The organism is Mycolicibacter algericus DSM 45454 (genome assembly GCF_002086455.1).
Lineage (GTDB): Bacteria > Actinomycetota > Actinomycetes > Mycobacteriales > Mycobacteriaceae > Mycobacterium > Mycobacterium algericum.
Genome location: NZ_MVHC01000016.1, coordinates 1 through 23,679, shown reverse-complemented (window position 1 = coordinate 23,679; position 23,679 = coordinate 1). Strand labels below are relative to the sequence as shown.

19 protein-coding genes are annotated in these 23,679 nt (G+C 68.6%); 7 read left to right on the top strand and 12 right to left on the bottom strand.

Features of this window, described 5'->3' with window-relative positions; translation table 11 throughout:
* Positions 1–70 precede the first annotated feature (70 nt).
* Together BST10_RS14775 and BST10_RS14770 are read left to right on the top strand one after the other, a co-directional pair.
* Positions 71–1,282 carry a cytochrome P450 gene (locus tag BST10_RS14775; RefSeq protein WP_109559531.1) on the top strand — a complete coding sequence of 404 codons (1,212 nt, stop codon included), beginning with the start codon at positions 71–73 and terminating at the stop codon, positions 1,280–1,282.
* On the top strand, positions 1,282–1,884 hold the full coding sequence (locus tag BST10_RS14770; RefSeq protein ID WP_083038594.1) for a TetR/AcrR family transcriptional regulator: 603 nt from the start codon (positions 1,282–1,284) through the stop codon (positions 1,882–1,884). The genes BST10_RS14775 and BST10_RS14770 overlap by 1 nt, the downstream gene beginning before the upstream one ends.
* A 93-nt stretch (positions 1,885–1,977) precedes the next feature.
* Here BST10_RS14770 and BST10_RS14765 read toward each other — a convergent pair whose 3' ends face one another.
* Both BST10_RS14765 and BST10_RS14760 read right to left on the bottom strand, forming a co-directional pair.
* The gene (locus tag BST10_RS14765; RefSeq protein WP_083038592.1) at positions 1,978–3,117 is read right to left on the bottom strand and encodes an acyltransferase family protein; all 1,140 of its coding nucleotides are present in this window, start codon (positions 3,115–3,117) and stop codon (positions 1,978–1,980) included.
* Positions 3,114–4,859: a DEAD/DEAH box helicase gene (locus BST10_RS14760; protein ID WP_083038590.1), complete on the bottom strand. Its 1,746-nt coding sequence runs from the start codon at positions 4,857–4,859 to the stop codon at positions 3,114–3,116. Before BST10_RS14760 ends, BST10_RS14765 begins: the two co-directional genes overlap by 4 nt.
* A gap of 119 nt (positions 4,860–4,978) precedes the next feature.
* Between BST10_RS14760 and BST10_RS14755 the strand changes: the two genes are divergently transcribed.
* The gene (locus tag BST10_RS14755; protein WP_109559530.1) at positions 4,979–5,539 is read left to right on the top strand and encodes an LppP/LprE family lipoprotein; all 561 of its coding nucleotides are present in this window, start codon (positions 4,979–4,981) and stop codon (positions 5,537–5,539) included.
* 9 nt (positions 5,540–5,548) lie between these two features.
* On the opposite strand, the gene BST10_RS14750 is transcribed toward BST10_RS14755, so the two are convergent.
* Positions 5,549–7,639, bottom strand: coding sequence for an MFS transporter (locus BST10_RS14750; protein WP_205277377.1), 2,091 nt, complete (start codon positions 7,637–7,639; stop codon positions 5,549–5,551).
* A 265-nt stretch (positions 7,640–7,904) separates the two neighbouring features.
* On the opposite strand from BST10_RS14750, the gene BST10_RS14745 reads away from it, so the two are divergent.
* The 3 genes from BST10_RS14745 (at position 7,905) to BST10_RS14735 (ending at position 13,475) form a co-directional block, all read left to right on the top strand.
* A complete protein-coding gene (locus BST10_RS14745) occupies positions 7,905–8,687 on the top strand; it encodes a hypothetical protein (protein WP_083038588.1) in 783 nt (260 codons plus the stop codon).
* Positions 8,688–8,806: 119 nt separating this feature from the next.
* Positions 8,807–12,493, top strand: coding sequence for a multifunctional oxoglutarate decarboxylase/oxoglutarate dehydrogenase thiamine pyrophosphate-binding subunit/dihydrolipoyllysine-residue succinyltransferase subunit (locus BST10_RS14740; RefSeq protein WP_083038586.1), 3,687 nt, complete (start codon positions 8,807–8,809; stop codon positions 12,491–12,493).
* 157 nt (positions 12,494–12,650) lie between these two features.
* A complete protein-coding gene (locus tag BST10_RS14735) occupies positions 12,651–13,475 on the top strand; it encodes an SDR family NAD(P)-dependent oxidoreductase (RefSeq protein ID WP_083038584.1) in 825 nt (274 codons plus the stop codon).
* Positions 13,476–13,485: 10 nt separating this feature from the next.
* On the opposite strand, the gene BST10_RS14730 is transcribed toward BST10_RS14735, so the two are convergent.
* The 3 genes from BST10_RS14730 to BST10_RS14720 all read right to left on the bottom strand — a co-directional run bounded on the left by BST10_RS14730 (position 13,486) and on the right by BST10_RS14720 (position 16,601).
* On the bottom strand, positions 13,486–14,346 hold the full coding sequence (locus BST10_RS14730; protein WP_083038582.1) for a glycine betaine ABC transporter substrate-binding protein: 861 nt from the start codon (positions 14,344–14,346) through the stop codon (positions 13,486–13,488).
* A 7-nt stretch (positions 14,347–14,353) separates the two neighbouring features.
* Positions 14,354–15,541, bottom strand: coding sequence for an NAD(P)-dependent malic enzyme (locus BST10_RS14725; protein ID WP_083038581.1), 1,188 nt, complete (start codon positions 15,539–15,541; stop codon positions 14,354–14,356).
* A 70-nt stretch (positions 15,542–15,611) separates the two neighbouring features.
* Entirely contained in the window at positions 15,612–16,601 is a 990-nt protein-coding gene (locus BST10_RS14720) for a malate dehydrogenase (RefSeq protein WP_013828153.1), read from the bottom strand.
* 169 nt (positions 16,602–16,770) lie between these two features.
* Between BST10_RS14720 and corA the strand changes: the two genes are divergently transcribed.
* Positions 16,771–17,805: a magnesium/cobalt transporter CorA gene (corA, locus tag BST10_RS14715; protein WP_083038579.1), complete on the top strand. Its 1,035-nt coding sequence runs from the start codon at positions 16,771–16,773 to the stop codon at positions 17,803–17,805.
* Between the two features lie 101 nt (positions 17,806–17,906).
* On the opposite strand, the gene BST10_RS14710 is transcribed toward corA, so the two are convergent.
* From BST10_RS14710 to BST10_RS14685, 6 genes are all read right to left on the bottom strand, one after another.
* Positions 17,907–18,515 (bottom strand): suppressor of fused domain protein, encoded by a 609-nt coding sequence (locus BST10_RS14710; RefSeq protein WP_083038577.1) that lies wholly within the window; start codon positions 18,513–18,515, stop codon positions 17,907–17,909.
* Positions 18,512–19,654, bottom strand: coding sequence for an ABC transporter ATP-binding protein (locus tag BST10_RS14705; protein ID WP_083038575.1), 1,143 nt, complete (start codon positions 19,652–19,654; stop codon positions 18,512–18,514). Before BST10_RS14705 ends, BST10_RS14710 begins: the two co-directional genes overlap by 4 nt.
* Before the next feature lie 4 nt (positions 19,655–19,658).
* Positions 19,659–20,486, bottom strand: coding sequence for a carbohydrate ABC transporter permease (locus tag BST10_RS14700; protein ID WP_083038573.1), 828 nt, complete (start codon positions 20,484–20,486; stop codon positions 19,659–19,661).
* Positions 20,483–21,364, bottom strand: a complete 882-nt coding sequence (locus BST10_RS14695) for a carbohydrate ABC transporter permease (RefSeq protein WP_083038571.1) — start codon at positions 21,362–21,364, stop codon at positions 20,483–20,485. The genes BST10_RS14700 and BST10_RS14695 overlap by 4 nt, the downstream gene beginning before the upstream one ends.
* 10 nt (positions 21,365–21,374) lie before the next feature.
* Positions 21,375–22,790 (bottom strand): ABC transporter substrate-binding protein, encoded by a 1,416-nt coding sequence (locus BST10_RS14690; RefSeq protein ID WP_083038569.1) that lies wholly within the window; start codon positions 22,788–22,790, stop codon positions 21,375–21,377.
* Positions 22,791–22,863: 73 nt separating this feature from the next.
* Positions 22,864–23,388, bottom strand: coding sequence for a YflT domain-containing protein (locus BST10_RS14685; RefSeq protein WP_013828146.1), 525 nt, complete (start codon positions 23,386–23,388; stop codon positions 22,864–22,866).
* Between the last annotated feature and the right edge of the window lie 291 nt (positions 23,389–23,679).

Below are 23,679 nucleotides of genomic sequence, written 5' to 3'. Positions count from 1 at the left end.
CACGACCACTCGCGGTGATGGGGGGATTGACAGCTAATCATCGATGTCGTACCAATGAGACATGACGACGATGATGTCTCGACCGAAGTTCGTGCCGTGCAATGCCGAGACGTGGCCGAATCCCTACCCGATGTACGCCGCGTTGCGCGAGCACGACCCGGTCCACCACGTGATCCCCGACGGCCACCCCGACCAGGACTACTATGTGCTGTCCCGGCACGCCGACGTCTGGGCGGCCGCCGCCGACCATGAGACGTTCTCCTCGGCCAAGGGCCTGACGATCAACTACAACGACCTGGAGATGATCGGCCTGGCGGACAACCCGCCGATGGTGATGCAGGACCCGCCGCGGCACACCGAGTTCCGCAAGCTGGTGGCGCGCGCGTTCACCCCCGCACACGTCAAGCGCCTGGAGTCGCAGGTCCGGGAGTTCGTCGTCGAGCGCATCGAGAGGTTGCGTGCGGCGGGCTCCGGCGACATCGTCACCGAACTGTTCAAACCGCTGCCGTCGATGGTCGTCGCGCACTTCCTCGGCGTGCCGCAGGCCGACCGCGCCCAGTTCGATCGCTGGACCGATGCCATCGTCGCGGCCACCGTCAGCGAAGACGGGGTCGCCTCCGCCGGTGACGCGGTCGTCGAGATGATGACCTACTTCAGCGGACTGATCGAACGGCGCCGCACCGACCAGGAAGAGGACACCATCTCGCACCTGGTCGCCGCGGGCATGGGCGCTCCGGGCGACGACGCCGGGATCTTCGCGATCCTGGCGTTCGCCTTCACCATGGTCACCGGCGGCAACGACACCACCACCGGAATGCTCGGCGGCTCAGCGCAATTGCTGCATCGGCACCCGGATCAACGTCGACTGCTGGTCGACGACCCCTCGTTGATCCACGAGGCCGTCGAGGAACTGCTGCGGATGACCTCACCGGTGCAGGGTCTGGCGCGCACCGCCACCCGCGACGTCACTATCGGCGACACCACCATCCCGGCCGGCCGCCGGGTGCTGCTGCTGTACGGCTCGGCCAACCGCGACGAGCAACAGTTCGGGCCGACCGCCGGGGAACTCGACGTGCTGCGCAAGCCCCGCCAGATCCTCACCTTCGGCTACGGCGCCCACCACTGCATCGGCAACCAGGCCGCACGCATGCAGGCGCGGGTGGCGCTGGAGGAACTGCTCGCCCGCTGCCCGGACTTCACCGTCGACGAAGCCGGGATCAGGTGGGCCGGCGGCGCTTACGTGCGCCGACCGCTGTCGGTGCCGTTCACCGCGGGGGCGTGATGGCCGGGCGGTCCTGGCTGGCGGATCAGCGCGGCGAACTGGCCGCCGAGAAGATTCTCGACGCGGCCGAGAAACTGTTCGCCGACCACGACCCCGGATCGGTGGGCATGAACGAAATCGCCCGCGCCGCAGGCTGTTCCCGCGCCACGCTGTATCGCTACTTCGAGAGCCGCGACGCGCTGCACACCGCCTACGTGCACCGCTGGGCCAACGCGCTCTACCACGAGCTCACCGAACGGCTCGACGGCGTCGACGACCCGGCGCAGCGGCTGATCACCGGGATCACCGAGTCGCTGGCGCTGGTGCGCGGCAACCCGGCACTGGCGTCGTGGTTCGCCGAGACCGGCCCGCCGATCGGCACCGCGATGGCCGAACGATCCGACGTCATCACCGTGATGGTCACGACGTTCCTGTCGGGATTGGGCGGCAAGGACGCCGAGACCGAGCAGCGTGCCCGTTGGGTGGTGCGGGTGATGACGTCGCTGCTGAGCTTTCCGGGGCGCGACGCCGACGACGAGAAGGCGATGCTGGCGCAGTTCGTGGTCCCGGTCGTCGTTGCGCCGGACCGGCTCGGGTCGGCGCGGGCGAGATCGGGGATATAGCAGAGGGCTGTGGGTTGACATAACGAACGTTGTCGCTCAAAGGCGGGCAACTATCTCTATGGGTCCGCCGGGCTCTATGGGTCCGCCGGGGGCTCAGGACCTCACCCGGGTGAACCGGTGCAGCAGCCATGACACCGGGATCGTGACCACCATGGTGAGCACGAACAGGTTCAGCATCGATCCGGTGTAGACCGGGGCGCGCAGCACTTCCACCATCACCACCTCCATGAGCACCAGGTGGACCAGGAAGATCTCATAGGAGATCTCCCCCAGCCACACCATTGGCCGGCTGGCCAACAGGCGCGCGTACCAGCCTTCGTTGCCCAGCGCCAGCGGCGCCACCGCCAAGGTGGCGATCGCGGCGTAGAACACCGCTTTGACCAGTGCCTCCGACGTTCCGGTCGGTGACGTGGTGGGCTCCCCGGCGATCGGGGTCGATGCGATCAGATAACAGATGAGCGCCAACGGGATCGCCACGAAACCGTAGCAGCGCACGCCCATGGCCTGCAGCACCGCCAGTGCCATGCCGCCCAGGAACCACAGCAAATAGGTCGGCAGCCACAGCCGGGCGCCGTCGGGCAGGAAGTCGGTGGTATGCACCAAGACCAGCCACGCCGGGCTCATCAACGCCAACGCCGCCAGCGCCGCCAGCAATCGCACCGGCCGCCACTGGCGCCGGCACAGCCACACCAGCGTGAGGTAGGCCAGTCCCGGCAGCACCACGTAGAAGGCGACCTCCACCGCCAGGCTCCACATCTGGGTGAGGCCCTGATGCAGATAGCCGAACATGTAGTTGTCGGTGTAGATCTGGGTCAGCGTCAGGTTGCGCAGCAGACCGATCCAGTTGTGGCCGGGGTTCGGTCCGGCGGTGCGGAAGTGATAGATCAGGTAGGCCAGCGCCACCGTCACGACGTAGGCGGGCATGATGCGCCGCACCCGGTGCCAGGCGTAGCGCCGCACCGAGGGATCGGGGCGATCGAACGCAATGGCCCGCACCCAAGGCCGGAACAACAGAAAACCGGAGAGCACGAAGAAGATCGGCACACCGATCTCCATCCGGGAGCCCAGCAGGCCCGCGTAGCCGTGGGTGTACTTGCCGGTGGTGTAGGCCGCATGGGTGCCGACGACCAGGATCGCGGCCACCGCGCGCACACCGGTCAGCGAGGCGACCCGATCGACGTGGGCGACCTGTTCGAGCCCGCCCTGGGCGACCTCCTCCTTCGGCAGCGTCATCCCATCCGTTTCCGGTGCGTCCCCCCGTCGCCGTGGCGGGCGGGCTTGCCGGACGGCCGGTCCCGGCGCAGATTGATCAACTGGCCCTGGATGCGGGTCTGCTCCAGCGCCTTGAGCGTCTTGCCCGACAGCTTGGCGGGCAGTTCCACCAGCGAGTGGTCCACCCGGATGCTGATGTGGCCGAAGTCGCTGCGGTTCAGCCCGCCCTCGTTGGCCAGCGCCCCCACGATCGCGCCCGGGTTGACCTTGTGGCGCTTGCCCACCGCGATCCGGTAGGTGGCAAACCCCTCCTTGGGTGGACCCTTGCGGTCGCTCTTGCGGTCGGGCCGCTCGGATCTGTCGCGTGAGCGGCGTTCTCGGGCGGGCGGTTCCGGCGCCATCAGGAACGCCTCCCCGTCGCGGGACTGCAACGCCAACGCGGCGGCGATGTCGGCCATCGGCACGTTGTGTTCCCGGCTGTACTCCTCGACCAGGCTGCGGAACAGATCGGTGCCGTCCGCACCGAGGGTGGTGGTGATCGAGTCGGCGAACTTCGCCACTCGCTGGGCGTTGACGTCCTCGACGGTGGGCAGTGTCGACTCGGTGAGCTTCTGGCGGGTCGCCCGCTCGATCGCCTTGAGCAGGTGGCGTTCCCGCGGGCTGACGAACAACAGCGCGGTCCCCGATCGACCGGCCCGCCCGGTGCGGCCGATGCGGTGCACGTAGGCCTCGGTGTCGTGCGGGATGTCGTAGTTGACCACGTGCGAGATGCGTTCGACATCCAGGCCGCGGGCGGCGACATCGGTGGCCACCAGGATGTCGATATTGCCGCTCTTGAGCGACGCGATGGTCCGCTCGCGCTGCGCCTGAGCGATGTCACCGTTGATCGCCGCGGCGGCAAACCCTCGGGCGCGCAGCTTTTCGGCGACCTCCTCGGTGGCCTGCTTGGTGCGGACGAACACGATCATCGCCTCGAACGTCTCCACCTCGAGCACCCGCGTCAGTGCGTCCATCTTGCGCGGACCGGCGACCTCGATGTAGCGCTGCGAGATGTTCTCCGCCGTGGTGGTTTTCGCCTCGACGGTGACCTCGACCGGATCATGCAGATAGCGCGTGGTGATCCGGCGGATCGCCGGCGGCATCGTCGCGGAGAACAACGCCACCTGCTTGTACTCCGGGGTGTCGGCCAGGATGCGCTCGACGTCCTCGGCGAAACCCATCTGCAGCATCTCGTCGGCCTCGTCGAGCACCAGATAATCGAGGTGCGACAGGTCCAGGCTGCCCCGCTCCAGGTGGTCGATGACCCGGCCCGGGGTGCCGACCACCACCTGGGCGCCGCGTTTGAGACCCGACAGCTGCACGGTGTAGGACGCGCCGCCGTAGATCGGCAGCACGTTGACGCGCGGCAGGTGCGAGCCGTAGCGCCCGAACGCCTCGGCGACCTGCAGCGCCAGCTCGCGGGTGGGCGCCAGCACCAGCGCCTGGGTGGCCTTGCTGGCGGTGTCGATGCGCGACAGGATCGGGATGGCGAACGCCGCGGTCTTACCGGTGCCGGTCTGCGCCAGCCCGACCACGTCGGAGCCCGCCAACAGTGCCGGGATGGTGGCGGCCTGAATCGCCGATGGCGTCTCGTAGCCGACGTCGACGACGGCCTGCAGCACCGAAGGGTGTATCTGCAGGTCGGCGAACGTAGTAACAGGTGCGTTTGCGGGCGGGGCCGGCGAGTCCGGGATCGGCCCGGCGGGGGCATCAGGCGAGGTCATGACGCCTAGCAGTCTACGGCCAACCAGGCCTGCGATTCGCCACCACTGATTCGCAGCCGCCGACGCCGGTCGGCCGCGCCTCCCGAAGTTCTCGGCCGCGCACCGGTACGGTGCCCGATGTGTTTGCCGCAAGACCGTTAGGACTGTTCGCCGGCCTGGGCGCACTGTCCGCGGCGCTGCTGGCCGGTTGCGGTTCGGGCGACTCGACCGTCGCCAAGACCCCGCAGAACACCAGCCCCACCGCCACGGCTGCGCCGCCCGTCACCACGTCGACACCGGCCGGCAGCCCGGCGCCGGCCGACCCGTGCGCGGTCGACCTGGCCGCCCCGGCGATCGCCAAGGCCGTCTCGGAGCTGCCCAAAGACCCGCGCAGCGGCCAGCCCTGGAGCCCGGAACCGCTGGCCGGTAACTACAGCGAGTGCGCCGACCTGTCCGCGGTGATCGTGAAAGCCAACACCAACGCCGAGAAGCCGAGTACGCGTGCCGTGCTGTTTCACCGCGGCGCGTTCCTTCCGCAATCGGTGCCGGACACCTACGGGTTCAACGGAATCGACCTCGCGCACTGCACCGCTGACACGGTGGCCCTGCAGAACGCCAGCGGCATCGCTGGGTTGACGGGCCTGGTGAAGTTCCACTGGAACGGCGCCGGCGTCGAGATCATCGGCAACACCACCCGATAGGCCGCGCGATCAATCGTCGCGGTGGGAGTATCGCCCGAGTTCGTCGGTGTCGTCGGCGTCATCCCGATAGTGCCGGTTGCGGCGCCCCGGACGCCCACCGGTGATCCCGAACTTGGCCAGCACATCCGGCACCGGTTCGCCGTTGACGACCCGACGGTAGCGCCGTCCGGTACCGACATGAAAGCCGTTGTGCTGCAGCGGCGTCGGGTCCTCACCCCGCGGCCCGGCGGTTACCGGCGGAAGCTCGACGGTCAGCGGCTCGGTGGCAGGGTCCTCATGCCGGATCGGTGGGCGGACTTCACGCCGGACCGGCCGCGCCGACGGGGCAGGCCGGACAGGCCAGGGCACCTGATGTGCGTCGTGGCGGCCGGGGCGGCGCGATGCCGGGCGGAGACCCCGCCGACTCGGGACGACGACCGGAATCAGCTCGGTCGGGTCATCGTCTTCGCCGACTTCATCGGCTTCGTCGCTGCGTGGAGTGCTCAACGCCGCGAAGTGACGCGGCAGGCTGACGCGCTCCACGACGGGGGCATCCGAACCCCGGCGGCGGTCAGCGAGTTCGTCGAGGTCATCAAAGTCGTCGCAATCGTCGCCATCGAGGTAATCGTCGTCGTCGAGATCCGCGATCGGCCGGGCCGTCCGGCGAGCCGGCGCGATGACGAAGCCGACCATGAACAGCGCCGCGATCACGCCGAACAGCGTGACGAACGCCGGTAGCAGCGTCGACTCCGACATCGCCGCCGCGAACGGCTCGTGCAGGAATTCGGGCAGGTTCCGGTTACCGGACCCGGGGTGCAGACCACCCGGCATCGGCGGCAGATTGGTGGAGATCCGCGACGTCATGAACGCCGCCATGCCGGCGCTGCCCAGCACCGCCCCGATCTGGCGGGTTGCGTTGTAGACCCCGGAGCCGGCGCCGGCCAGGTGCGGCGGAAGGTTGCGGGTGGCCGTCGCAGCCAGCGGCGACCAGATGAACGCCATTCCGATACCGACGGCCGTGAACGGCAGCAGCAGCCGCCAGACCGGGGTGACCGGCGTCATCTCGATCGACAGCCACGTCAGCGCGATCGCCAGCATCGAGAAGCCGAACCCGACCATCGTCCGGGGGTGGGCCCGGTCGACGATCTTGCCGACGACGGGGGCCAGTACCCCGCTGGCGATCGCCATCGGTGCGGTCAGCAGCGCCGCACGGGTCGGCGACATGCCGCACACCGCCTGCGCATAGAACATCACCGGCAGCACCATCGCGGTGGCCGCGAAACCGATGACGGCTACCCCGATGTTGGCCAGACCGAAGTCGAGGTCACGAAAGATGTGCAACGGGACCAGCGGCTCGCCCCCGGTGACCGCCTGCCAGTACACGAACAGCGCCAGGCAGCCGATACCGCCGACGATCAGCGCCCAGATCCACGGCGCCCAGCCCTGCGACTCGCCCTCCTGGAGCGCGAAGACAAGCAGGAACATGCCGATTCCCGACAGCGCCACCCCGATCAGGTCGAATCGATGTCGATGGACCGGCAGGTCGGGGATGAGCACGTACGCCAGGACCAAGCCGAGGACGCCGACCGGCACATTGACGAAGAAGATCCACTCCCAGCCCAGCCCGTCGACCAGCACCCCGCCCGCCAGCGGCCCGACCAGCGTCGCCACTCCGGCCGTCGCTCCCCACACGCTCATCGCCATCCCGCGGCGGTCGGCGGGAAACGTCCGGGTGATCACCGTCAGGGTCTGCGGCGTCAACAGCGCGGCCCCGATCCCCTGCACCGCGCGCGCCGTGATCAACATGTCGATCCCGCCGGCCAGACCGCACCACAGTGAGGCGCCGGTGAACACTGCCAGCCCGGCCAGGTAGAGGTTCTTCGGGCCGAACTGATCGCCGAGCCGACCGGTGACCAGCAGCGGCACCGCATACCCCAGCAGGTAGGCGCTGGTCACCCAGATCACCGTGTCGTAGCCGACGTCGAGCGCCGCCATGATGCTGGGGTTGGCGACGGCCACGATCGTGGAATCCACCAGGATCACGAAGAATCCGAGCATCATCGCCCACAACGCGTTCCACGGATTGGCCGAATCCCCCCGACCGACCGGTCGCGGGATCATGAAACGCCCACCACCGGGGCGTCTCGGTTGGTCGCCGGGGCGAGTCCGGCTGCTCGTAGCGCTCAAGCGCCGCCCCTCCCCTCGCTGCGCTCTGCGGTTCCGGGCTGTAGCCACCTCATGCGACGCTACGGACAGAAGTTGCCTTGAACAACTCGCGGCGCCGGTGCCCTGATTCGCTGCCGAACGGCTAGCGGCCCGTTGAAGCGGGTAAACCCCCACCGGAACGTTAGCCTGAACAACTACGGAGTCGGAATGGGAGGCAACCATGGGCATCTTTCGGCGACGGCGGTCGGCGCAGGAGCCGGCGCCGGCCCCCGGCGGTGAGAAGCCCGGCATGACGGCGCGGGTGTTGTCGCGGGTCATCGAGAGCAGCGAGAAAGTGCAGGGCCCGGCGGTGCGCGCCTACGTCGAGCGGCTGCGCCACCGTGATCCCGGTGTCGGTCCGGCCCAAGTGGTGAAGAAGCTGGAGCGGCGTTACCTGGCCGCGGCCACCGCCAGCGGTGCCGCCGTGGGCGCCACGGCGGCGGTGCCGGCGATCGGCACCCTGCTCGCGCTGTCGGCGGTCGCCGGCGAGACCGCGGTCTTCCTGGAGGCCACCGCGTTCTTCGTGCTGTGCGTTGCCGAGGTGCACGGCATTCCCGTCGACAACCGGGAACGGCGGCGCGCCCTGGTGCTGGCGGTGCTGGTCGGCGACCAGGGCAAGGGCGCCATGGCCGACCTGCTCGGCTCGGGCCGCACCAGCGGCGCCTGGCTGGCTCAGGGGACGGCGGCGCTGCCGCTGCCGGCGGTGTCGGAGCTGAACTCGCGGTTGCTGCGGTACTTCGTCAAGCGCTTCACCCTGCGGCGGGGGGCGCTGGCGTTCGGCAAGCTGCTGCCGGTCGGGCTGGGCGCGGTGATCGGGGCGCTGGGCAATCGCTTCATCGGCAAGAAGATCGTCGGGAACGCCCGCAAGGCGTTCGGCCCGGCCGCCGACCGCTGGCCGGTCACGTTGCACCTGCTGCCGGCCCTGCCCGACGACGATGTGAGCCCCGCGCAACCGTCGGCGTGATCAATCGAACACCGGTGGCGGAATAACACGAAGGGGCTAGCCTTTATGCAGGCAGGCGGGCGCCGGTCGGGCGCCCGACCGGACGATCGGGAATACAGGAATAGAGGCGAGTAGCTGTCGTGAGCGGTATGAGTTCACCTTTCGGTCAGAACGAGTGGCTAGTCGAGGAGATGTACCGCAAATTCCGCGACGATCCCTCCTCGGTGGACCCGAGCTGGCACGAGTTCCTGGTCGACTACAAGCCCGGCGCGCAGCACGATGACGGCGCGGCCACATCCCCGCCTGCGACCGCCACGGCGCCACCGGCTCCCCCGGCTGCACCGCCCGCGGCGCCGGCACCCACTGCGAAGCCCGCAACGACCGCCCCGGCCGCCAAGCCCGCCCAGTCGAAATCGCCCGCTCCGGCCGCCGACGCCGAGGTGCAGGTGTTGCGCGGGGCCGCCGCCGCGGTGGTCAAGAACATGGCCACCTCGCTGGCGGTGCCCACGGCTACCAGCGTGCGCGCCGTGCCGGCCAAGCTGATGATCGACAACCGCATCGTCATCAACAACCAACTCAAGCGCACCCGTGGCGGCAAGATCTCGTTCACGCACCTGCTGGGCTATGCGCTCGTGCAGGCGGTCAAGCAGTTCCCCAACATGAACCGGCACTTCGCCGAGATCGACGGCAAGCCCAACGCCGTCACACCGGCGCACACCAATCTGGGGCTCGCGATCGACCTGCACGGCAAGGACGGCAAGCGCTCCCTGGTGGTGGCCGGCATCAAGGAGGCGGAGTCGCTGCGGTTCGCGCAGTTCGTCGCCGCCTACGAGGACATCGTGCGCCGCGCCCGGGACGGCAAACTGACCGCCGAGGACTTCGCCGGTGTGACGATCTCGCTGACCAACCCCGGAACCATCGGCACCGTGCACTCGGTGCCCCGGCTGATGGCGGGCCAAGGGGCGATCATCGGCGTCGGCGCCATGGAGTATCCCGCCGAGTTCCAGGGGGCCAGCGAGCAGCGCATCGCCGAACTCGGGGTGGGCAAGCTGATCACGCTGACCTCGACCTACGACCACCGCATCATCCAGGGCGCGGAATCGGGTGACTTCCTGCGCACCGTGCACGAATTGCTGCTCTCCGACGCGTTCTGGGACGAGATCTTCTTCGAGCTGTCCATCCCCTATGAGCCGGTGCGGTGGCGCACCGACAACCCGGACTCGGTGGTCGACAAGAACGCCCGCGTCATCGAGTTGATCGCCGCGTACCGCAACCGCGGTCACCTGATGGCCGACGTCGACCCGCTGCGGCTGGACAACACCCGGTTCCGCAGCCACCCCGACCTGGACGTGCTGACCCACGGTCTGACGCTGTGGGATCTGGACCGGGAGTTCAAGGTCGAGGGCCTGCCCGGCGGCGACTTCCGCAAGCTGCGCGAGATCCTCTCGGTGCTGCGCGACGCCTACTGCCGCCACGTCGGCGTGGAGTACACCCACATCCTCGAGCCCGAACAGCAGCAGTGGCTGCAGGAGCGCGTCGAGGTCAAGCACATCAAACCCACTGTGGCGCAGCAGAAGTACATTCTGAGCAAGCTGAATGCCGCCGAGGCGTTCGAGAGCTTCCTGCAGACCAAGTACGTCGGGCAGAAGCGGTTCAGCCTGGAAGGCGCCGAGTCGGTGATCCCGATGATGGACGCGGCGATCGACCAGTGCGCCGAGTACGGCCTCGACGAGGTCGTCATCGGCATGCCGCACCGCGGCCGGCTCAACGTGCTGGCCAACATCGTCGGCAAACCCTATTCGCAGATATTCACCGAGTTCGAGGGCAACCTCAACCCGGCCGAGGCGCACGGTTCCGGTGACGTCAAGTATCACCTGGGCTCCACCGGGGTGTACCTGCAGATGTTCGGCGACAACGACATTCAGGTATCGCTGACGGCCAACCCATCGCACCTGGAGGCCGTCGACCCGGTGCTGGAAGGACTGGTGCGGGCCCGCCAGGACCTGCTGGATCGGGGCGCCTCGGAAAACGGTGAACGGCCGGCGTTCTCGGTGGTGCCGATGATGCTGCACGGCGACGCCGCGTTCGCCGGCCAGGGTGTGGTGGCCGAGACGCTGAACATGGCGATGCTGCCCGGCTATCGGGTCGGCGGCACCATCCACATCATCGTCAACAACCAGATCGGGTTCACCACCGCACCGGACCACTCCCGCTCCAGCGAGTACTGCACCGACGTCGCCAAGATGATCGGCGCCCCGATCTTCCACGTCAACGGCGACGACCCGGAGGCCTGCGACTGGGTGGCCCGGCTGGCGGTGGACTTCCGGCAGAAGTTCCACAAGGACGTCGTCATCGACATGCTGTGCTACCGCCGCCGCGGGCACAACGAGGGCGATGACCCGTCGATGACCAACCCCTACATGTACGACGTGATCGGCACCAAGCGCGGCGTGCGCAAGAGCTACACCGAAGACCTGATCGGCCGTGGCGACATCTCGATGAAGGAGGCCGAGGACGCGCTGCGCGACTACCACGGCCAGCTGGAGCGGGTGTTCAACGAGATCCGTGAGCTGGAGAAGCACGCCGCGCAGCCCAGCGAGTCCGTCGAGTCCGAACAGCAGGTGCCGCGCGGGCTGAACACCGCGGTGGACAAGGCGATGCTGGCCCGCATCGGCGAGGCGTTCATGTCGATTCCCGAGGGCTTCACCGTGCACCCGCGGGTGTTGCCGGTGCTCGAGCGGCGCAAGGAGATGGCCTACGAAGGCAAGGTCGACTGGGCGTTCGCCGAACTGCTGGCGCTGGGTTCGCTGGTGGCCGAGGGCAAGCTGGTGCGACTGTCGGGGCAGGACACTCGCCGCGGCACCTTCTCGCAGCGGCACTCGGTGATCATCGACCACACCAACGGCGCGGAGTTCAGCCCGTTGCAGCTGCTGGCCACCACCCCCGACGGCACCCCCAGCGGCGGCAAGTTCCTGGTCTACGACTCGCCGCTGTCGGAGTTCGCCGCGGTCGGCTTCGAGTACGGCTACACCGTCGGCAACCCCGACGCGATGGTGCTGTGGGAGGCGCAGTTCGGCGACTTCGTCAACGGCGCGCAGTCGATCATCGACGAGTTCATCAGTTCCGGCGAGGCCAAGTGGGGCCAGCTGTCCAACGTGGTGCTGCTCCTGCCGCACGGCCATGAGGGCCAGGGCCCCGACCACACCTCCGGGCGCATCGAGCGCTTCCTGCAGCTGTGGGCGGAAGGCTCGATGACCATCGCGATGCCCTCGACCCCGTCGAATTACTTCCACCTGCTGCGCCGGCATGCCCTCGACGGGATCCAGCGGCCGCTGATCGTGTTCACCCCGAAGTCGATGCTGCGCAACAAGGCGGTGGTCAGCGACATCAAGGACTTCACCGACGTCAAGTTCCGCTCGGTGCTCGAAGAGCCCACCTACGGCGACGGCGAGGGCGACCGCAACAAGGTCACCCGGGTGCTGCTGACCAGCGGCAAGCTCTACTACGAGTTGGCGGCCCGCAAGGCCAAGGACGGCCGGGAGGACATCGCGCTGGTGCGCATCGAGCAGCTGGCCCCGCTGCCCAAGCGGCGCCTGGCCGCCACCTTGGACCGCTACCCCAATGCCGAGCAGTTCTTCTGGGTGCAGGAGGAGCCGGCCAACCAGGGGGCATGGCCGCGGTTCGGCCTGGAGCTGCCGGAGTTGCTGCCCGAGAAGCTCACCGGTATCAAACGGATCTCGCGCCGCGCCATGTCCGCGCCGTCGTCGGGTTCGTCGAAGGTGCACGCCGTCGAGCAGCAGGAGATCATCGACCTCGCATTTGGGTAGGCGTTCGGCTGACCTCGTCCCCTTCCCCGCGAGTGGGCGTGTCTGTACGTCGCAACGCGGCGTGTCGCGTACAACTCCGCACCCTCGCCGGGGCACTGAAGGCGGTACCGCCGGTACCGGATAGGCTCTGATGGTCAATCGACCGCGGGGAGGACACATGCAGGGATTCGCCGGGAAAGTCGCCGTCGTCACCGGCGCCGGCTCGGGGATCGGCCGTGCGCTGGCCGTCGAGCTGGCCCGCGCCGGCGCGCAGTTGGCGATCAGCGATGTCGACACCGACGGCCTGGCGCAGACCGAGCAACGGTTGACCGCGCTGGGCGTGCGGGTCAAGGCCGACCGGCTCGACGTCACCGAGCGCGAGGTGTTCATCGGCTACGCCGACGAGGTCAAAGACCACTTCGGCAAGGTCAACCAGATCTACAACAACGCCGGGATCGCGTTCAGCGGCGACGTCGAGGTCAGCGAGTTCAAGGACATCGAGCGGGTGATGGACGTCGACTTCTGGGGTGTGGTCAACGGCACCAAAGCCTTCTTGCCGCACCTGATCGCCTCCGGCGACGGCCACGTCATCAACATCTCCAGCCTGTTCGGGCTGCTGTCGATGCCCGGCCAGGCCGCCTACAACGCGGCCAAATTCGCGGTCCGCGGCTTCACCGAGGCGCTGCATCAGGAGATGGCGATCGCCAAGCACCCGGTCAAGGTCACCACGGTGCATCCCGGCGGCATCAAGACCGCGATCGCCCGCAACGCCACCACCGTCGAAGGAGTGGACCACGCGGCGATGGCCGACTTCTTCGACCGGCGGCTGGCCTCCACCAGTGCGGAAGAAGCCGCGCGGGTGATCCTCGACGGGGTGAGCAAGAACCGGGCCCGGGTGCTCATCGGCAACGACGCGCGGGCGCTCGACCTGCTCGTGCGCCTCACCGGTTCGCGCTACCAGCGGCTGTTCTCGTTCGTCATCCCCCGGTTCGGGCCCCGGTAGTTTCGCGGCGCTACCGCCCGAGCGGGTGCTCCTCCAGGAAGGCATCCACGACCGACTGCGGATCGGCGCCGTGAGCCACCCGCCGGCGCATGTCGGTCAGGGCTTCGGTATCCAGCACACCGGCGACCTGATTGATCGCCAGCAGTTGGGATTCGGTCAACGCGTTGCGCCGATACAGTGGCACCACATTCTCGGCGCGCACCAACGTCGGCCGGCCATCGGTCAGCACCACAACGTCGTCCGGTGTCGCCGGGTCGGCCGTACTGGTCCATGCCGCGGTGATCAGGCGGGCGCGCAGTGCGGCGAACAACGCTGCGCTATCGGGGAATTCGCGCAATCTGGGCAGCGTGCACCGTCCCACCGCCGCCGGCGCCCGCACCCCGGCGACAGCGCCGACGACCAGCCCGGAGCAGTGCCGCACCAGCGCGGACAGCTCGGTTCCGCCCCAGGCGTCGGCCGTTGCCTTCGTCACGGCCAACGCCGGTTTGTCGGCGGCGGTCATGGCGTAGTCACCGAGCGCAAGACCCTCCGGCAGCGCACCGGCCAACGCCCAGTAGACCTGCCGGTCGGAGCGTGCCGTGGAGTCGGGTGCGAACACCGCCAGCAGGCGGCCGGTGAAACCGGGAACCAGGGTCAACTGCCCGGCGTCCAGCGCCGCGACCGGGTCGGCCACCGATTCGATGCGCACCGCGGCTCCGGCACCGCGCAGGGCGCTCGCGTACAGCTGCGCCAAAACCTGCGATTGCGGGTCGGGCGCGGTTCCCACGCCCAGCGGCGCCGGCCCCGGGCGATCAGCGCACCCGGCGATCAGCAGGGCGGTGATCAGTGCCAGCGCCAACCGGCGCAGCTGATGTCTCGGCGGCCGCGGCACCGTGCGCTCAGGACGACGAACCGGCGGCCGCCGCGACCGCTGCCGCAACGGCCGGTTCGACACGCGGGTCCAGCGGGCTCGGCACGACCCGCTCCGGCGCCAGGTCGTCGGCGACCACGGAGTAAATCGCCTCCGCGGCAGCCAATTTCATCTCTTCGGTGATGCGTTCGGCACCGGCGTCCAGCGCCCCGCGGAACACGCCGGGGAAGGCCAGCACGTTGTTGATCTGGTTGGGGAAATCGCTGCGGCCGGTCGCCACCACCGCCGCATACTTGGCGGCCAGCTCGGGGTGGATCTCCGGGTCGGGGTTGGACAGTGCGAACACCACCCCGCCCGGGTTCATCGACGCGATCAACTCCTCGGGCACCACCCCTCCGGAGGCACCCAGGAACACGTCGGCACCGACCAGCGCCTCGGCCAGACCACCGGTGCGGCCACCGGGGTTGGTGCGCTGCGCCAGCTCGGTCTTGACGTCGTTCATGTCGGTACGTTCCGGATGCAGCACGCCCTGCGAATCGAGCACGATCATCTCCGAGATACCCACCGACATCAGGATGTTGGCGCAGGCCACGCCCGCGGCGCCGGCACCGGAGACGACCACCCGCAGCGACGAGATGTCGCGCCCGAGCACCTTGGCCGCACCCATCAGCGCCGCCAGCGCCACGATCGCGGTGCCGTGCTGATCGTCGTGCATCACCGGGCAGTCCAGCGCCTCGATCACGCGGCGCTCGATCTCGAAGCAGCGCGGCGCGGAGATGTCCTCCAGGTTGACCGCCCCGAACGACGGACGCAGCCGCACCAGCGTCTCGACGATCTCGTCGGGGTCCTTGGTGTCCAACACGATGGGAATGGAGTCCAGGCCGGCGAAGGTCTTGAACAGCGCGGCCTTGCCCTCCATCACCGGCAGCGACGCCGACGGACCGAGGTCACCCAGCCCGAGCACCGAGGTGCCGTCGCTGACCACCGCCACCAGCCGGTGCGCCCAGGTGTAGCGGGCGGCCAGGGTGTGGTCCGCGGCGATGGCGCGGCTGACCTGTGCCACCCCGGGCGTGTAGGCGATCGACAGCGCGCGCTGGCTGTCCAGCGGGGCCTTCAGGTCGACGGAGATCTTCCCGCCCATGTGGGCTTCGAAGATCTCTTCGTCTCCAATGACAATCGGCGAGTTGTCCACCGTGTTCGCAAGGTTCTCAGGCATCGATAGTCCAGGGTACTGCGCTGGCGCATCTCGATCGGCAACGGCCAGCGCCGGTGGGCGCCGGCCGCGCTCAGATCAGGCCCAGTCCCTTGACGGCCTCGCGCTCTTCGGCCAGCTCAGCGGTGGAGGCGTCGATCCGGCCGCGGGAGAAGTCGTCGATCTCCAGGCCGCCCACGATGCTCCAGTCGCCGCCGGAGGTGGTGACCGGGAACGACGAGATCAGGCCCTCGGGCACCCCGTAGGAGCCGTCGGAGACCACCGCCATCGACACCCAGTCGCCGTCCGGGCTGCCCAGCAGCCAGTCCCGGGCGGCGTCGACGGTGGCCGAAGCCGCCGAGGCGGCCGACGAGGCGCCGCGGGCGTCGATGATCGCCGCGCCGCGCTTGGCGACGGTGGGGATGAAGTCGTTCTCGATCCAGGCCTGGTCGCCCACGACCTCGGCCGCGTTACGACCGCCGACCTCGGCGTGAAACAGGTCCGGGTACTGGCTGGCCGAGTGGTTGCCCCAGATCGTCATCTTCTTGACGTCGGTGACCTTGGCGCCGGTCTTGGCCGCCAGCTGCGAGATCGCCCGGTTGTGGTCCAGGCGGGTCAGCGCGGAGAACCGCTCCTTGGGGATGTCGGGGGCGTTGGTCATCGCGATCAGCGCGTTGGTGTTGGCCGGGTTGCCGGTGACACCCACCCGGATGTCGGATGCCGCGACCGCGTTGAGCGCCTTGCCCTGCGCGGTGAAGATCGCACCGTTGGCCTCGAGCAGGTCGCTGCGCTCCATGCCCGGCCCACGCGGGCGGGCGCCGACCAGCAGCGCCAGGTTGGCGCCGTCGAAGATCTTGTTGGCATCCGAGCCGATCTGCACGCCCGACAGCAGCGGGAAGGCACAGTCGTCGAGCTCCATCACCACACCCTCGAGTGCCTTGAGCGCGGGCTCGATCTCCAGCAGCCGCAGTTCGATCGGCCGATCAGGGCCCAGCAGCGAGCCACTGGCCAGGCGGAAAAGCAGGCTGTAGCCGATCTGGCCGGCGGCGCCGGTGACGGCAACCTTGAGTGGGGTTGTGCTCACGTCAAGTGCTCCTCGAACGGGTTCGGCTTGGTCTGGATTGGTCCGGGTCGAAACTAGCGCACCGGCGCGGCCCCGAAAACTCCGGACCCCGCGGCGACCGCGCTGACCGGTCACTTTGGGTTCGGACGCGTAACATTTGACCGCGTATGCGCCGGGAGGGAGGGCTGCCATGACGGCGTTGCGAGGCCCGGTTCCGCGGGTGCTGGTCGACTGCGGCGTCTACGACGAAGGTGACCGGGTTCCCGGCGACTTCACGCCCGCCGGTGCGATGGCCAAGGTGCGCGAGATCGAGGCGAGCGGCCGGGACGGGTTCGTCTGGGTGGGCCTGCACGAGCCCGACGAGTCCCAGATGCAGGCCGTGGCGGCCACGTTCGACCTGCACGAACTGACCGTCGAGGACGCCGTGCACGCCCACCAGCGGCCGAAGCTGGAGCGCTACGACGAGACGCTGTTCCTGGTGCTCAAGACCGTCAACTACGTCCCGCACGAATCGGTGGGGCTGCCGCGACAGATCGTCGAGACCGGCGAGATCATGATCTTCGTCGGCAAGAACTTCGTCGTCACCGTCCGGCACGGTGAACACAGCGGACTGTCGGAGGTCCGCAAGCGGATGGACGCCGACCCCGAGCACCTGCGGCTGGGACCGTACGCGGTGATGCATGCCATCGCCGACTATGTCGTCGACCGCTACGTCGAGGTGACCAACCTGATGGAGACCGACATCGACGCCATCGAAGAGGTGGCGTTCGCTCCGGGCACCCGCACTGACGTCGAGCCGATCTACCAGATCAAACGCGAAGTCGTCGAACTGCGGCGCGCGGTGGCACCGTTGTCGATTCCGTTTCAGCGGATGCAGACCGACTACAAGGATCTGATCTCCAAAGAGGTGCGGCGTTACCTTCGTGACGTCGCCGACCACCAGACCCGCGCCGCCGAACAGATCGCCAGCTACGACGAGATGCTGAGTTCGCTGGTACAGGCGGCGCTGGCGCGGGTGGGGATGCAGCAGAACACCGACATGCGCAAGATGTCGGCGTGGGCCGGCATCATCGCGGTGCCCACCATGATCGCCGGCATCTACGGAATGAACTTCGATCACATGCCCGCGTTGCACTGGACGTTCAGTTACCCGACGGTGCTGCTGGGCATGGCCGGCATCAGCACGGTGCTCTATCGCGCGTTCCGCCGCAACGGCTGGCTCTGATCAGCGCGACGCTTCTATCGCCGAGCAGACATGAAAGCCCCTAAATTGCCCCGCGAGAGGGGGCTTTCGCGTCTGCTCGCGCAGTTAACCCGCGCAGTTAATCAGCGCGGCTGGGAGGCGGGGCGGTCCGGATCGAGCACATCCACCCCGTCGGCGCGCCAGGCCTCGCGCATCGCGTCGGCGCCCTTGAGCCGCACCCAGGCCGCCTCGGTCGCGGTGATCGGGATGGCCGACAAGAACCGCACCGGCTCGCGCGGTGCCGCCAGCGCCAACTCGGCGATGTCACTGTCGCCCAGCAGCATCGCGGTGAACGGCACGCCGCCCGACTGCCGGGTCCACAGCGGGCCGCCCAGGTCCATCAGCGCATCCGCCGCCAGCACCACGCCCTCCACCACCGGCGCGGCGGCCACCATCGCCAGGCTGCGCGCCAGCCCGGCATCAGAACCCGAGATCCGCAGCCGCAGCACGACCTCGGCACGCGGACCGTGCACCGGGTCGGCCAACACCTGACCGGGGTCGCCCATCGGGTGCCGCGAACAGCCCACCGAGACGTAATGCACCATCCGGTCGGGCCCGGGCCCGAACCGCAGCACCTCGATGGGCTCGACGCCCAGGAACGTCACCCGCGCGGCGCCGGGCTCCGACGCGATGCCCGCGGCCGCGTAGTGCGCTTTCAGGTGCGCCCGCACCCGGTCCAGGTCGTCGCTCACCGTTGGGCCGGCGGGACGGTCAGGTTCACCCCGGACGCGGCGTCGAACACCACCATCTTGGCCGCGTCCAGGGCCAACTCGATCGGCTGCCCGCCGGCGGCCTTCGACGCGGCGGGAACCCGTGCCACCAGGCCGTTTTCGGTCGACGTGCCGGCGGCTTCGTTCGGGGTGAAGTACAGGTACTTGTCGGCGCCCAGCGATTCGACCAGATCGACGCGCGCGGAGAAGGTCACCGCCCGGGCACGCTCGGCGTCGTCGAGCAACCCGGCGTCGCCGAGATGTTCGGGCCGCACGCCGATGACGACGTCATTGTGGGATCCGGGATGCCGCCCGATGGTGTCGCGGACCGCCGCGCCCAGCGGGACCTCACCGAACGGCAGTCGCGCACCGGTCGAGGTCAGCGTGCCGGGGAAGAAGTTCATCGCCGGCGAGCCGACGAAACCCGCGACGAACAGGTTGGCGGGCCGCTCGTAGAGCTCATCGGGGGTGCCGATCTGTTGGGCGATCCCGCCGTGCATCACCACCACCCGGTCGCCGAGCGTCATCGCCTCGGTCTGATCGTGGGTGACGTAGACGGTGGTGGTGCCCAGCCGGCGCTGCAGCCGGGCGATCTCACTGCGCATCTGCACCCGCAGCTTGGCGTCCAGGTTCGACAGCGGCTCGTCCATCAGAAACGCCTTGGGGTGCCGCACGATCGCCCGTCCCATCGCGACCCGCTGACGTTGCCCACCGGACAACTGCGACGGCTTGCGGTCCAGAAAATCCGACAGGTCAAGGATTTTCGCGACCTCGGCGACCTTCTCGGCGATCTGCGGCTTCTTCATCTTGGCCAGGGTCAGCGGAAAGGCGATGTTGCCCCGCACCGTCATGTGCGGGTAGAGGGCATAGGACTGGAACACCATCGCGATGTCGCGGTCCTTGGGGGCGCGCTCGTTGACGCGCTCACCACCGATGCGCAACTCCCCCGAGCTGATCTCCTCCAGGCCGGCGATCATGTTCAGCGTGGTGGATTTTCCGCAGCCGGACGGTCCCACCAGGATGATGAACTCGCCGTCGGCGATCCTCAGCGACAGGTCTTTGACCGCCACGGCGCCGTCGGGGTAGCTCTTGGTGATGTGGAGGAGTTCGATCTCTGCCATCGGCCTATCCCTTCACCGCGCCGGAGGTCAGTCCCGCCACGATCCGTCGTTGGAAGATTAGAACAAAGACGATGATCGGCACCGTGATCACCATCGCGCCGGCGGCGATCGAGCCGGTCGGCTCCTCGAATTGCGAACTGCCGGTGAAGTTGGCGATGGCCACCGGCGCGGTGATCGACGCCTTGGTCGCCGTCAGCGACAACGCCAACAGCAGGTCGTTCCAGGCGAAGATGAACACCAGGATCGCCGCGGTGACGATTCCCGGCGCCGCCAGCGGCGCGATCACCTTGCGGAACGCCTGGCCCGGGGTGGCGCCGTCCATCTTGGCGGCCTTCTCCAGGTCCCACGGGATCTCGGCGAAGAACGCCGAGAGCGTGTAGATCGCCAGCGGCAGCGCGAAGGTGATGTAGGGGATGATCAGTCCCGGCCAGGTGTCGAACAGCCCGATAGCCCGTTCGATGTTGAAAATCGGTGTCACCAGCGATATCTGGGGGAACATCGCGATGAGCAGCGCCGCCCCGACCAGCAGCCGCTTGCCGGGGAAGTCCAGCCGGGCCACCGCGTAGGCGGCCATCGCACCGATCACCACCGCGATGACGGTGGTGATCAGGCCGATGCCGACCGAGTTGATCAGCGCCGACCCGAACACATCGCCGGCAAAGATGCCGCGGTAGTTGTCGAGGGTTACCGACGACGGGATCAGCTTGCCGTCCTTCACCGTTGACGTCGGCTTGAGCGACAGCGAGAAGATCCACAGCACCGGCACCAGCGCGTAGACCACTACGGCCAGATCGATGATCAGCCATGCCGCGCGGCGTCGAACGTCGGTCATTTCTGTTCCGATCCCGGCGCCGCGGCACCGAACACCTTGACGAACAGCACCGCGATCAGCGCCACGCAGACGAAGATCAGCACCGAGATCGCCGAGCCCAGGCCGACGTTGAAGCCCTTGAACAGGTTGTCGTAGCCCAGGATCGACACCGAGCCGGTGTTGTTGGACCCGTTGGTGAGCACGTAGATGTTGTCGAAGATCCGGAACGCGTCGAGCGTGCGGAACAACAACGCCACCAGGATGGCCGGTTTCATCATCGGCAGGATGACGCTGACCAGACGCCGCCAGGCGCCGGCGCCGTCAACCTGTGCCGCCTTGAGCAGATCCTCGGGCACCAGCGCCAGCCCGGCCAGCAGCAGCAGCGCCATGAACGGGGTCGTCTTCCACACCTCGGCGAGGATCACGATCCCCAGCGACGGCAGCTGCTGGGTCAGCGGCGCACTACCGGCGGGCAGTAGATTCGCCAGATAGCCGGTGCCCGGTGTCCAGGCGTAATACCAGCTGTAGGCGGCGGCCACCGTGACGATGCCGTAGGGCACCAGTACCGCGGTGCGCACCATGCCTTTTGCGAACAGGCTGCGGTGCATCACCAGTGCCAGCGCAAGACCCAGCACGAATTCGATGGCCACCGAGACGACGGTGATGCCCAGCGTCACCGCGAACGCCGTCCACCAGTAGGAGTCGGTCAGCGTGGTCTGGTAGTTGGCCAGGCCGACGAAGGCGGTGTCGTCGGGGGTGGCCAGGTTGTAGCGCAGCAGGCTCAGCCAGATCGCATACCCGATCGGATAGGCCGTCACGGCCAGCATCAGCACCACCGCCGGGGCGATGAGCAGCAACGCCAGCCGCCGCTGCGACCGCTCGTCGGCGCGAGACGTCATAGCGCACCGCTCACGGGATCAGCCCCTTGCCGTCGATGGCCTTGCGCACCTGCACGGTGAGCTCGTCGGCAGTGCGCTCCGGGTCGATGGCGGTGATCGGCGCCAGCGTCGCCGATATCCGGGTCGACACCGCCTGGTAGACCGGTGTGGCCGGGCGCACCGCCGCTTCGGTGAGTTGGTCGCGAATCAGGTTGTGGTGCGGGTATTTCTCCTGAAGCTGCGGATCGGAGTACAGCGAGGCGCGCACCGGGGGCAGCCCGCCGTCGATCGCAAGGTACTTCTGGTTGGCGACGTCGCGCAGGCATCGCACCGCTTCGAATGCCTCGGCGCGGTGCCGGGTGGTGCGGGCCACCGCCAGGTTCATCCCGCCGAGCGTGACCTTGGCCGGCCGGCCGGGCGACACCGACGGATACGGTGCGAACCCGAGCACGTCGCGACTGGCCTCGTAGGCCAGCCGGTACTGGGCGTCGCTGGGGGCGAACATGCCGAGGTCGTTGATGCTGCCGGTCAGATCCGCACGCCGGTCCAGCGGCAGGAACCCGACGCCGCCCTTGACGGCGTTCTCCAGCATCGACGGCAGCACGAACGGCCAGTTGACCTCCAGAGCCGCCTTGCCCTGCTCGAACGCCAGCCGGGCGGTGCCCTCGTCACTCTGGGTGACCGACGGGTCAGCACCCGGAGCGGTCGCCACCGCGCGCATGATCCGCAGCGCCGCAACGGTGGCGGCCCGATGCTCGGCGGTGTCGGTCAGGGTGACGGTCTTGCCGTCGTCGTCGAGCACCCGGCCGCCGGCACTTGCCAGCAGCGTGTTGAACCACACCACCAGGCCCTCGTACTGCTTGGCCTGCACCGCGATCCAGCTCGGCTCGCCGGCGGCATGCAATCGGCCCGCCTCGGCGACCACCTGATCCCAGGTCGACGGCGCAGCGTCCATCAGATCCGGCCGGTACCAAAGCAATTGGGTGTTGGTGATGATCGGGGCGGCATAGAGCCGCTGTTGCCAGCGGGCGGTCGCCAGCGGACCGGGCAGCGTGTCGGCGACCGCGTCGGCCTCGGCCGCACCGGCCGGGTCGTCCGACAGCGGCAACGCCCAGCCGGCCTCGGCGAACTCAGCGGTCCACACCACATCCAGGCCCATGATGTCCAGCGTGCGGTCGTTGCCAGTGAGCCGGCGGGCCAGTTGCAGCCGCTGGTCGTCGGCGGCGCGCGGCAGGCTGAACTGCTCGACGCGGTAGCGGCCACCGGACTGCTCGGTACAGCGCCGTGCCAGCACCTGGAACGTCGCGGTGTCGTTGGCCGGGGTGTACACGCTGACCACCAGGCCGTCGTCGTGCCCGGACCAACCGCAGGCCGACCCGGAGGCGAGGGTCAGCGCCGCCAGCGCAGCCGCGCCCAGCCGCCGAACGCGACCGCGCCGACTCGCCACGCCACCCGCCTCCTGTTGCCGTTCTGTGCCAGAACGGTAAGGCCGGTCGGCCGCGCTGTGCAACAACGCCGAGTCAGAGCGTCAGCTTCGCCAACAGATCCCGGCCCTGCTCGGCGCTCTGCGGGTCGCAGAGCACGTCGTAGCGCCCCGCGACCAGCTGCATGGTCGAGCTGAAATCCCTTGTGCCGCGGGCCATCGCATACGGCACCGACGACGTGATCAAACCGAAGAACACGCCGGCGATCAGACCGGTCACCAACGCCTGTGCCGGGTTGTCGCTGAAGATGCCCAGCACCAGGCCGATGAACAGACCCAGCCAGGCCCCGGTCAGCACCCCGCCGCCGAGCACCTTGGGCCAGGTGAGCCGGCCGGTGACCCGTTCGACCTGCATCAGGTCGACGCCGACGATCGTCACCTGGTGCACCGGGAACTGTTGGTCGGACAGATAGTCCACCGCACGCTGCGCCTCGGCGTAGGTGGGGTAAGCCCCGATCGGCCAACCTTTGGGCGGCGTGGGCAACCGGGCCACGTCTCGCCGACCCGCGGCCGCCGCACCGAGCGGATCGGGAGCCTGTCCGGACTGAAAAGGGCTGGTCATGGGGCTTCTCTCTCCTTGTTCCGGGATACTTCCGGGGTGGCGGACCGGCACTCCGCGCGGATCTGGCACCCGACGCATCCGCTAGGTTGAACAGCATGACAGCTCCCGGCGGGGATTCTGGCGAGAATCCACGACCCAATGCCGACCAACCCTGGCCCGAGGCGGGTGCGCCCGGGCCCGAGCAGGGCGGCTGGGCCAACCCGTCGGGTTTCGATGGCTATCCTCCCCCACCGCCCGGTTACCCGCAGGGCCCTCCAGTGAATCCTCAGTGTGCAGGTTGCGCTCCCGGAA

Excerpts from the sequence above, each read along its gene's own strand:
- BST10_RS14725 (WP_083038581.1), bottom strand. The coding sequence starts at position 15,541 with ATGCCTGAGAACCTTGCGAACACGGTGGACAACTCGCCGATTGTCATT.
- BST10_RS14700 (WP_083038573.1), bottom strand. The coding sequence starts at position 20,486 with ATGACCGACGTTCGACGCCGCGCGGCATGGCTGATCATCGATCTGGCC.
- BST10_RS14735 (WP_083038584.1), top strand. The coding sequence starts at position 12,651 with ATGCAGGGATTCGCCGGGAAAGTCGCCGTCGTCACCGGCGCCGGCTCG.
- BST10_RS14745 (WP_083038588.1), top strand. The coding sequence starts at position 7,905 with ATGGGCATCTTTCGGCGACGGCGGTCGGCGCAGGAGCCGGCGCCGGCC.
- BST10_RS14760 (WP_083038590.1), bottom strand. The coding sequence starts at position 4,859 with ATGACCTCGCCTGATGCCCCCGCCGGGCCGATCCCGGACTCGCCGGCC.
- BST10_RS14685 (WP_013828146.1), bottom strand. The coding sequence starts at position 23,388 with ATGACCAGCCCTTTTCAGTCCGGACAGGCTCCCGATCCGCTCGGTGCG.
- BST10_RS14695 (WP_083038571.1), bottom strand. The coding sequence starts at position 21,364 with ATGACGTCTCGCGCCGACGAGCGGTCGCAGCGGCGGCTGGCGTTGCTG.
- BST10_RS14775 (WP_109559531.1), top strand. The coding sequence starts at position 71 with ATGATGTCTCGACCGAAGTTCGTGCCGTGCAATGCCGAGACGTGGCCG.
- BST10_RS14770 (WP_083038594.1), top strand. The coding sequence starts at position 1,282 with ATGGCCGGGCGGTCCTGGCTGGCGGATCAGCGCGGCGAACTGGCCGCC.
- BST10_RS14750 (WP_205277377.1), bottom strand. The coding sequence starts at position 7,639 with ATGATCCCGCGACCGGTCGGTCGGGGGGATTCGGCCAATCCGTGGAAC.
- BST10_RS14765 (WP_083038592.1), bottom strand. The coding sequence starts at position 3,117 with ATGACGCTGCCGAAGGAGGAGGTCGCCCAGGGCGGGCTCGAACAGGTC.
- corA (WP_083038579.1), top strand. The coding sequence starts at position 16,771 with ATGACGGCGTTGCGAGGCCCGGTTCCGCGGGTGCTGGTCGACTGCGGC.
- BST10_RS14705 (WP_083038575.1), bottom strand. The coding sequence starts at position 19,654 with ATGGCAGAGATCGAACTCCTCCACATCACCAAGAGCTACCCCGACGGC.